5 protein-coding genes are annotated in these 10,658 nt (G+C 63.3%); all 5 read right to left on the bottom strand.

Annotated elements, in window-relative coordinates; translation table 11 throughout:
• Nucleotides 1–20: 20 nt before the first annotated feature.
• Complete coding sequence (locus ACOGI8_RS11105) at nucleotides 21–1,187, bottom strand: hypothetical protein (RefSeq protein ID WP_419853864.1); 1,167 nt, start codon at nucleotides 1,185–1,187, stop codon at nucleotides 21–23.
• A 329-nt stretch (nucleotides 1,188–1,516) separates the two neighbouring features.
• Nucleotides 1,517–6,625: a hypothetical protein gene (locus ACOGI8_RS11110; RefSeq protein WP_419853865.1), complete on the bottom strand. Its 5,109-nt coding sequence runs from the start codon at nucleotides 6,623–6,625 to the stop codon at nucleotides 1,517–1,519.
• A gap of 12 nt (nucleotides 6,626–6,637) precedes the next feature.
• Nucleotides 6,638–7,684: a hypothetical protein gene (locus ACOGI8_RS11115; RefSeq protein WP_419853866.1), complete on the bottom strand. Its 1,047-nt coding sequence runs from the start codon at nucleotides 7,682–7,684 to the stop codon at nucleotides 6,638–6,640.
• Nucleotides 7,685–8,655: 971 nt separating this feature from the next.
• On the bottom strand, nucleotides 8,656–9,540 hold the full coding sequence (locus ACOGI8_RS11120) for a hypothetical protein (RefSeq protein WP_419853867.1): 885 nt from the start codon (nucleotides 9,538–9,540) through the stop codon (nucleotides 8,656–8,658).
• A gap of 12 nt (nucleotides 9,541–9,552) precedes the next feature.
• Nucleotides 9,553–10,644 (bottom strand): hypothetical protein, encoded by a 1,092-nt coding sequence (locus ACOGI8_RS11125; RefSeq protein WP_419853868.1) that lies wholly within the window; start codon nucleotides 10,642–10,644, stop codon nucleotides 9,553–9,555.
• Nucleotides 10,645–10,658 lie beyond the last annotated feature (14 nt).

A 10,658-nucleotide genomic window follows, 5' to 3' on the forward strand; every position in this document is an offset into this window, starting at 1 on the left:
GAACACCAACGACCCTGCACTCATTCATGGGCTCTGCCGATCCACACAAGGTATTGGTAGGGATCCGGGCCCTCTGACGGGGGAGCTGCAACGGTGACGGTGAGTTCGGGGTATTCAAAGCCTCGTAGATGAGGATGTTGCAGTGGCAGGCTCGTGATGACGCGGGATGCCCAAATCTCGTCGCCTTGTTCGTTGTTGTGCATGTAGGTCGCTGCTACCGGAACCCGCAGGACTTCCACGACACGCTCTTGGTCCAAGAATGCGACGAATGCGGCGAGCACGTCGACGCTGACTCCGTCCGCGTAGTGAGGGAGTCCTGGGTGCGATGTAGTGCGCAGACCCATTCTGCCGCAGTCGGACTGGATGGTATGTCGACCGTTCGACGGAAGCGCTGAGCGAATTTCCTCAGGCAGCATGATCGGCACTGTTTGCGCGTTAGCTTCGAATGGTCCGTGCCCGCAGTTAAAGTTCACATTGCGCGAAAGGTCAGCCTCGGCACTAAGGCGCGCCTTGACAACAATCTGGTCGACTTGGAGAGTCGTGTCGGTCTCGGCGTGCTTCAGCTCGAACGCGGCCAGCTCACCGGGCTGCATCGCCAATGGCCATGACCAGCTCTCGCCCCGATAGGTGACGCGCACATCGTATGCGAATTGACGGCGGGATCTGTTGCGGATCAACCCGCGGATTACCCCGTCTCGTTGGTCCACCGAACCGGCCACCACTTCGACGCGCCCCACCGGCGTGTCCGCCGGTGCGAACTGGATGAAGGGATGATGTGTTGAGTATCCCGTGATGCCACGCGCTTCGATCCCGAAGGGAAGAGAATCCCATTGTTCGACGCGTAGTTCGCGGGCATATTGTCGGCCCCACGCGAATGCCTCGTCCTTCGTCTCGAAGAGCGGGCTGGAGACGTAGTCGACGACTAACGCATACCGTGCAAAGAGCCCGTCGGGCTCGCGTTCCATGCGACAGTCTGCAGACAAGCGGCCCCAATCAGACTGAAACTCCGCGAGAGCGTTTACCGAGGGCTCGAACCCATACCAGATGACATATGCGCCCCGAATGTCGCATACGTCGAACACTTGGCCGCTCGGCCCACCGGCCTGCGATGGCAGCGGCAAAGGCTCGTCCCAGAACGGGCCGGGCAGGTCATCAGCGCCAAGAGAAAACAACGAACCGTCGCGCACCACCGGCAACGCGCGCACATAGTCGGAACGGCCGAAGGGCGACCCGAGGGAACTGGACGCGAGAACGGATTCGCCCGCCGAGTCTTCCCGCGCGGAACGCTCAGACGACCCCGACGAACCTACCCGTACGTCACTCACACTGCCGGGCACCGGAAGATGTGCCCGTGCTCGCCCCGGTTCCGACACCGGCGCAGCTGGCGAGCCTTGAGCGGGTGATCCGTCACACGCAAACAGGACCGTCAATGCCACCAAGAACACGGGACTGCTCAACACGCGCAAGAGACTCTTGTGACCTGACCGGCGCGATCGCTGAATGCGCATCGTCTTCATCAGTGCAAACCGAGAACAATCCAGTTCGCGAAGCTGGAGCCACCCGTCGCGTTCACACTGTGCCAGCTACACGGTGGATCCCTGAAGACAACTGGCACACCGACCAACGAACGGCACACCTCGACTTCAAGCTCGCCAAGAGAACCGACACCTAGGTCATGTTTGTCAATTTCCCATGACAAGGCCGAGTGCACCCTGACTTTGGCTCCATAGGGCACAGTCTTGATCCACGTCTCCGTGCCGCCGAGCACGCTCTTCGGGAATACCGCGAATCGCTTGCGTGCATACTCGAAGCTCATGAAGCCAGCGGCCAATGGGCTGTTCGGATCCCCCAGCGGATCACTCACGTCCATCCAGCCTTCCCGGCGGCTCGTATCATAGTAGAAACACGGAAACTCCTGGGTCGCTCGACCGGCGCCCAACCTCCAGCGGCACCACAATTCGGCCACACCGCCCGATCGCTTGAACTCAAATCGATGATCCAGCGGAAACTCGTTGGCCAGCTCCGGGTGCGAGGGCAAACCGGAATACGGTCCAGACACGAGGTAAGTGACATTCGGATCGTCATAATCGCCGCTGTACATCTTCGGATAAGTCCTCGCCATACAGCGTTCGCCAGTACGAGCCTTCCAATTCTTGTAGCAAGCGAACCAATTGGGGATAGCCAGCCTCGTTACTCGGTCGACAAACTCTTTGGACCGTTCTTCGGCAGATGTGGCAGATGATGCACCCGGACAAATCGCCGTCAAAATGTGGTTCGCGACAGTGCTTGCAGACAACAGAATGTCTGCGTGCTTTGCATGCGCAAATGTACGAGCCACGTCCGGTCCAAAGGTGTCATCGATCTGAAACAAACCGATTCCTGGGTGCCAGAAAGCACGCACTGGCCCGCTCTCCTCCTGACCGTTCACGATTCGTTGCGAATACAAATGAGAATGAGTGTCTAGCCGCGAGAGCGACATCGGGGACCGTGCCGGATAAGGAAGCACTGTATTGGTCCCCGGCGGCACTACCGGCGTTTCCCACATCGCGATCGACAGCAACACGGCCAACAGTTGATTATCCGAAACCATGATGCCGCAATGTGGGCGATGAAGCAGATTGGCCGACCTGACTGCCTCCTTGACCTCCCGCAAAGTAGCCGGCGATACGGCATACAGATAGTCCGTCGCCGATTGTGGATCATCACGATCCGCATCGGTGATACAAAATGCTGGGTTGTTCTTGCTTCCGACTCGATCAGTCGGGCACGAGCCTGTCATCGTAAAAGGAAAGTCCCGGATAGTCATCTCCTGAGGACTCGAGCTATAGAATGTTGAGCGAGATCTCGCGTTGCGCTGTTGCGAATCGGCCTGATGCGCCAACTTCAGCGTGTAACTGAATTCACCGCGTCCCCAAGTCTCCGCCGTCAACGTTGCCTTCCCAAGACGTCCCTCCACCAACAACGGCAAGGCGCCATCGTTCTCAATGCCAACTCGCGCCGTACCATCCCCCGGCCAGTAGTTGAAGGTGAGCGTGGTCTGCTCGTCGACAGTGACGCTATTGGTGGCCGCAAGACCGCTGATGGGCACGGTGACGGTGAGGGTGTAGTCGCCGGTGGCGGTGGTGCCGGTCGCTGTGGCGGCGGTGGTTTCGATGGTGTAGGTGCCGGCTTCGAGATACCGGCCTTGTATTTGTGCTGTGTTGCCGGTGCCGCTGTTGTCGTCTTGTTCGATGGTGGTGGGTGTGCCGTTGTCGGTGCCGATGAGCGCCAGGTAGGGGTCCAGGGGGCTGCCGGTTGTTTTGGCGAGGTCGATGTCGACCCAGGCGGGGGCGTCGAGGGTGAAGGTGTGCCAGCGCGCCCCGGGTCGGCCTGTGGGGGTGCCGCGGCGTGTGGACACGCAGGTGTCGGTGATGGTGCCGGTGCGTGTGTAGCGGCCCGCGGCCAGCGTGCCTAGGTCGTCGGTGCATGCCGCGGACGCGGCCGCTGTGGTGACCTGGAGCCGGTAGTTGCCGGTGCGGCGTTTGCTGGCGGTGGTGACCTCGATGGTGTAGTCGCCTGCAGGCAGCACCAGTGCGGCCAGACGGGCGTCGCGGCGGGGCCCTGAGTTGTTGTCGCGGCCTGCCACGGTGCCGGCGCCGTCGCTGCTGTGGCCCTCCAGCAGCACCACATAGGCGTCCAGGCCGCGTCGTGTCGGCGAGCCGGCGTCGACGGTGATCTTCGTCGGGGCGGCCAGCGTGAAGGTGTGACGGCGCGCCCAGTACCGCTTGGCATCGCCGCCGTCGCGCACACGCTGAGGCGAGATGCACGCCGCATCGGCGGCGATCGTGCCGCTGCGCGTCACGCTGCCGACGCTCAGCGTTCCCAGCGGATCCCCGCAGCCGCCTGCTGCGGCGGCCGCGAACGTCGCCGTCGCCGTGGCGGGGTCGTAGCCGCCGTGGGCGCACGTGACCGTCACCACAGCAGACGCCCCCACACCGACACTCAACTGCACAGCGCGCACCCCGCCCACACCAGCCGACACGACCGGCGTGCCCGCGGTGGCTGTCGCGGTGCACTGCGCGGCGGCGGGCGTGACCGCGAACGTGTCCGACACGGCCACCGTCGCAGTGCCCGCAGCAACCGTGTCGTCGAGACCGCCAATGCGCACCCGCTGCCCGCAGGCGACATCGAGACGGGTCACATAGTCGGCCGCGCCCGGCAGGGCTGTCGTGACCGTCGCAGCGCCGCCGGCGGTGCAGCTCAGCGTCGCAGTGCCGGTACGCCGCCAGCCGCTCAGCGACCCTCCCGGCGCGATCAGCGGAACAGCACGCCGATCCTGAGCGCTGCGCACCACCCGCACCGCGCCGCTGGCATCCCATCCCAGCGACGGCCCGTTGACGCTTGCGTCCGCCGCGACCGACACCACCAGATCGGCGCCGCGCGTCGCCGTGCACCCGTACGCCGCGTCCGCGCCCGCAGGCAGCGGCGACGACGACACGGCACACGACCCGCCCGAGGTCGCGGTGACCGCCACCGAGGTCACCCGCGGCACCGCCACGGTCAGTCGCACCTCGCCCACCCCATCGGCGCGGCCGTCCGCGGTGCAGATGACGGTGACAGTAGCGGTGGTGCCGGCGGTGACCTGTGCGCTGAGCAGGCGCTCCTGGGGCCGGCGGGGGTCAGGGGCGGTGATGGTGCCGGTGGGCGCGGCGGTGCAGTCGGCGGTGGCGGGCTCGACGGTGAACGCGTCGCTGATCGTGGCTTTGGTGCCTGCTGGGCTGTAGCCGGTGGCATCGCCGAGACCGCTGATGCGCACGGGGGTCTGGCAGTCGATGCCGATGTGCGTGGTGTGGATGTCGGTGGCGGGATGCCGGCCGGCGGTGACCGTCGCGGTGGCCGCGCCGTCGGCGGTGCAGGCCAAGGCAGCGGTGTGAGTGGTCTGCCAGTCGCCGGTGGCGGCGTTGTCGGGGCCGATGACCGGAGTCGCAGCAGGCACTCTCCCCGGTGTGACGGTGACTGTGCTGTCGGTGTTCCACCTGGCGGCGATCATGGCGTGATCCGCGGTGGAGGTGAGTGTGACGGTGAGCGTCGCGCCTTCGGCAAGGGTGCAGCTGTGAGCGGCATCCGCGTCCTGGGCCGCTGTTGCGGTGCAGGCGTCGGCGGGCGCGAACGCGGCGGTGACGTCGCCGATCTGGGGCCGCGGCTCGGCGGAGAACAGTGCGCTGTCAGATCCGGGGCTGTGGTCGGGGGCGGTGCAGGTGACCGTGACGATCGCGGCGCCGCCGGCCCACACGCGCGCCAGCACGGTGCGCGTGGCGGACAGGCTGCTCACCCACGGCGTGCCCACACCGCGGCCCACAGCGGTGCCGGTGCAGCTCGCATCGGCCGGGCTGACGGTGAACTTGTCGCTGGCGTAGATCGCGCCATCGGCCGGCACCGAGTCCTCCAGACCGGTCACCGACACCGCCGGCAGACGCCCCGCCAAAGTCACCACGACAGATGTGGGCGACCGGCGCGGCGCGTCGCAGACGACGGTGACGTCGTGGCTGAATGGTGCCGCCAGCGTCAGGCTCACGGTGCGCTCGGCAGCGGCGCCGGTGTTGGTCACCGACGGTGTGACACCTACAGCTGTGGCGGTGCAAGTCGCATCGGATGGCTCGACGGTGAAGGTGTCGGCGGCGGTGAGGGTGCCGTTGCCGGTCTCGGTGTCATCGGCGAGACCGGTGACGACGACCGGCGGCTCGTCGAGCGCGGTGGCGACGGTGAGGGTGAACGCGCCCGCCGGGCCCGCGACCGAGGTGGTCACCTCGATCGTGTAAGTGGTGCCCGCAGCAAGCTTGACGCCCGCAGCCCGCGCGTCGGTGCCGGGACCCGAGTCGTCGTCGGAGGCCACCACTGTCGGCACCGACTTCGACCCCGACAGCACATAGACGAACATGTCGGCCGCCGCCGACGACGCGGTGAACGTCGCCGTGGACGCCGTTGACACGCTCAGGGAGTACCGGCGCGCGTAGTACGGCGACTGGGCGTTTCCCTTGCGCAGCGACGTGCAGCCCGCCTCCAGCGTGCCGCTACGGGACACGGTGGCCGCCCCGAGCGTGCCGAGATGCTCGACGCACTCCGCGCCGATCGGGGTCTGGGTCGGCTCGCCCAGCACCGTGCGCGTACAGCGCCCTCCCCCAGCAGCGTCATAGCCCTCTCGGCACGACACGGTCGGCGTGTCGCCCACCAGCTTGGTCAACGGATCGGTCGGATCGGTGTAGGCGGTCTTCTCGCAGTGGCTCGCCGTCGACGAGTACTCGAAGCCCGCGGTGGTGCACTGCGGGTCTGCTGGCTCGTAGCGGTGCTTCGTGGGGGCCTTGTCGGTGCGGTCCCATGTGACAGTGGCGACATCGGACTCGCACTGGGTGCCGTTGTCGGAATAGCCACAGATACACGACCTGTCCGCCGTGCCGTACTGGTACTTCGTCGGCGTGCTGCGGGTGCGCTCCCACCGCGTCGACGCCGTGTCGGCGGTGCAGCCGGTCCCGTCAGGCGAGTACCCCGACGGGCACGACTCGATCACCGCGGTCGTCACTGTGCGGGTGCGGTTCTCGTACCAGCACACATTGACCGGATCGACTTGCTTCGACCTGTCCGACGGCATCGCCAGCGAGCCTCAGCCGCCGGAGCGAATGGGCACCTGCGTCAGCTCCAGTCTGGCCCCGCAGCCCAGATAGGTGCCCATTTCCTCAGCGCTGGGCAGCACCAACTCACCCGAAAGGTGGTCATCGGGCGCGACGAATCGGGTCGCCCATGTGTTCGCGCCGCACGCCACCGTCTTGCCGGTAGCGCCGTCTACCAGCCACGTCACTCCGGAGAAGCACTCGTGATTGGCCGGATGAACCGACAGCACCAACAAATCCCCGTCATGACGAGCCTGCACCCGCCACCAGTCACCGCTCATGCGCGCCGGCTCGCGCATCGCATACGACGCATACTGCTCGCCCGCCGCAAGCGACACCACGTCGCCAACCGAGCTCACCGTGACCGATGACGGACGGCGATCGATCTCGCCGAGCAGCGCCTCTGACGGCGTATCCAAACGCTGTGCAGGCATGCCCCACCGCACCAGATACGACCCCGACGTCGCGTCTGGTGCTCCGCCCACCTCGATCCCACGCTCACCGTGAGACACCATGCCTACCTGCCCGAGGCACTCGATCTCCAGACCTGGCAGCGGTACCATCGGCATGGCCGCTGCATCAAGCTCTTCAGACCAGTACCACAGCCACCACACCGCCTCCGCCTCTCCGGATGCCGTTTCGCCACCGTTCGCCCACAACTGCACCACACCCACAAAAGGCCACTCGGGGGACACCCCTTCCAAAAATCGCGGCCGCTCCAGCGTGAACCCAGACGTATCCGGCGAAGACGAAATAGCAGGCGTCGAACCCACCGGTGCCCTGCCAGCAGCAGTCTCGACACCGCCCCCTGCTGTCTCAGCCTGTTCGCCTACTTCCGCCCGAAGCGATTCATCCTCACCCGACATGCCCACATCGACGGCAGTGTCCAACGGTGCCAAGGCAGCCACCGACGACGTCGCTCCCTCGGCAACAGGGTTTGACCCGCCTGAACACCCCGACAACAGCAGCAGCGCCGTCCACAGCACACCGATACCTATGAAATGGGTCGGTTGGCCCTGCGGGTGGTTAGTCTCGCTCATTCTCGGCTCCGGATCCAAACTTCTACTCATCGGCCAAGTTCATTGAGATCCACGATTTGCTGTGTGGAGCAGCGCATCCATCGGAAATGCTCCTTCGCATCCGCGTAGTGGATCATGCCAATATGCATCGACGGGAAACGAGGGAGGCGGCGAGGAATCAAGTACATCTCGCGGCGCGACGAATATCGGGCCGAGATAACCCCATCCGCACCCAACCAATTCTCCGGATTTCACTGAGAAGACATACGTTTGCTGTCCACCGCAGGTGTACTCACTCGGTGTGACAGTGATGCCATAATGCACGCCATCCGAATGAGACATATTGACAGTGCTGCCTATCTCCCAGTCGGGTGGCGGCTCCGACGGTAACGAGAAACCAGACTGAGGCGGCCCGCTCCCATCATGGTCGGGGTCCGCGTAAGGGTAATGCCGTTCCATCGCACCTATGGTCACAGTCACCCACCCGTAATCGGCGTGTCTCACCTCAATAGATGAGCCACCCACTCTGGTATGTGATTGCCATGAGTCCAAGAACGTTGAGGCAAACAGAGATCTCGTATACATCGGATATGCGGTATCGCCCCAAGGAATGTACCAATCCACCCAATTGCGGATGCCGTCAAAGGAACTCAACCATATCCCTAATGGACCTACGTACATCTCCCCGGGGCCACAGAATTCAAGACCCTCGCCTGCGCCCACATCCAACTCTGTAACGGTACCGTCCGTTGACGAATGGTATTGAACACCGTGTAGCACTTCGAGATAGGCATCCGACGTTAACGGATTTCCGGAGCCCGAGCCGTAGTAGTGTACGGCACCTTGGAAGGGCCAATCAGGTGCCTGATATGAAACGCTACTGCTAATCGAGTCGACCTGAGCCGCTGGCCGTCCAACTAGCCCAAGAACGGCGAAACCAGCAACAGCAATCGCGAGCGCCAAGCGACGCACCTTATTCTTCGCTGATCGCTTCATAATATGTGATCGCCCCAGCGATAGGTGCCTGCACCATTGTCGCTCAAGCCGTGGACTATGATGTAATCCAAGAATAGCATATAGTGCGTTAGATATACCGTTGGATCGAGACACTCCATGCCGAGATCGCTCATCAAGGTCATATACCCGTGCTCAGTGGCGTTGCCCCACCGCCCATCGTATTCGACTTCTAAGTCAGTAAATGCGTTAATGCAATCCTGGACGAAATAGTGGCATGACCGAACTGGTCGACGCCTGAGAAGTGGGTTTCTTAGGTGGGTGCGATCGACGCGCAGCGACCGTTCGCATCCATTGTCCACATGGAAATGATTCTGATGAGGGCTATTTGGACCCTCAGTGTTCTTCTTGGGATCGCCGATATAGCGGTTAAGAACATAACCAAAGTGCTTGCGGAGTGCCGCCTCAACAGCAACTAGTCTGCGGTGTGCGGATTGCAGCCAATTGCCTTGGTCATCGTGAACCTCAGAAGTGCCATCTTTTGGATACGATGTATTTCCACCCGCCCATTGAATATGGACGATGTCGAGTGCATGGCCCGTATTATGGTATGTATCCCTTCGGTCTCCGGGTGGCCCTCCGACATGGCCGATCCAAGCGATATTGCCGTAGCCGGAATCACCAACCTCACGAGAGAACCAGCTCAAATTGTCAACAAAATCGTAAATCGGCCTGCGCATCGACTCATCAAGACTCAGATCATGTACTGGCCAACTGGACGATGTGCCTCTCAGTGCGTTACGAAAATGCGCGCCGACACGGCCGAGCTTTCCCATGGGGTTGTTGTAAGGGTAATTGGCGTCAATATCTTCCGTGGCCTTGGCAGCCTCGGAAGGTGAGTAGTCACAGACATTCACTGCCATGGTTTCTTGCCTCTATGCATGCTCAGGACGGGCGATCTGCGAATTGGGCACCAAACTGTATTGACCATGTGGTGCAGCGATTGTGATGTCGGGTGCGATGCGGTGCTGGACGAGGTCGTCGTCAGCAAGCTGGGTGGTAGCGGCATGGGCGCCATTGCGGTAGAGACGAACCTCCCGCTCACCGGTGACGGTTGCCACTGTCACGTTGAGGCCTGTCTGGGTGACGTTGACCCCCAGTAGCTCGCTGCCATCGTCAATGCTGAACGAGATGCGGGTCTGGCTGTCGTAGGCTCGTATGCCGTCTTGATCGCTAACGATGACGAGATCACTGGTGCCGTCGTCCGCGCCGCCCCACAATGAGCCGTGGTGGATTGGAATCGGTTCACGAGCCAACGTGACTTGCCCTCTTGCGGCACCGGCGAGGTTGATCAGAGCGGTTTCGAACACCGAGTCGGGCACTTCGGCGATCGCGTAGTGGTCAGCAGCGAGCACAGCGCTGCGACTCAACACCGCTCCGAAGGAGCCGCCGCGATCGTCGATCAGCGGCAGGTCGAAGTGCTCCCATGTCTCCAAGTCAGGGGATGTCACGACGGACGCGAATCGCTCGACGAGCACGTATGTGTAACCGGAGACCTGCGGGAGGACCGGCTGGCCCATTAGCAGCTCCGAAACCGGCCCTGCGTCGACGATTAGTGCCTGGTAGTCGGTGCCCGTCTCGAACGTAGTCCGGCCCGTCTCGATCACACGATGGCCGCACACGGCCACCGTGTTGCCGACGACGCCGACACAACGCCCCGCGAACCCATCGGGGGTCTCTACCTGGTGCTCGACGCCTGAGAGTTCTGCGCGCAGCAGCATGCCTCCGTTGGGGCCGTCAGCCGGTCGCAGCGTCAGCAGATCGCCTCTCCACCCTGCAGCGCCCACGAACCCTGATTCAACCTCCACTGCGAGCACGCCCTCGCCTGCGCCAACCGCCACGCTCGTGCCATCGGCCGATGCGATAGCTCGCCAGCCCACCAAGCCAGCAATTCCGGCGGCGCCGCCGGCGCCACCCACGATCGCTAGGAAGCGGCGCCGGCTCATCGGTCGCGGGATCTCAGTCATCTGTGCCTTTCATG

This window comes from Candidatus Poriferisodalis sp., assembly GCF_965204195.1.
Lineage (GTDB): Bacteria > Actinomycetota > Acidimicrobiia > Acidimicrobiales > Poriferisodalaceae > Poriferisodalis.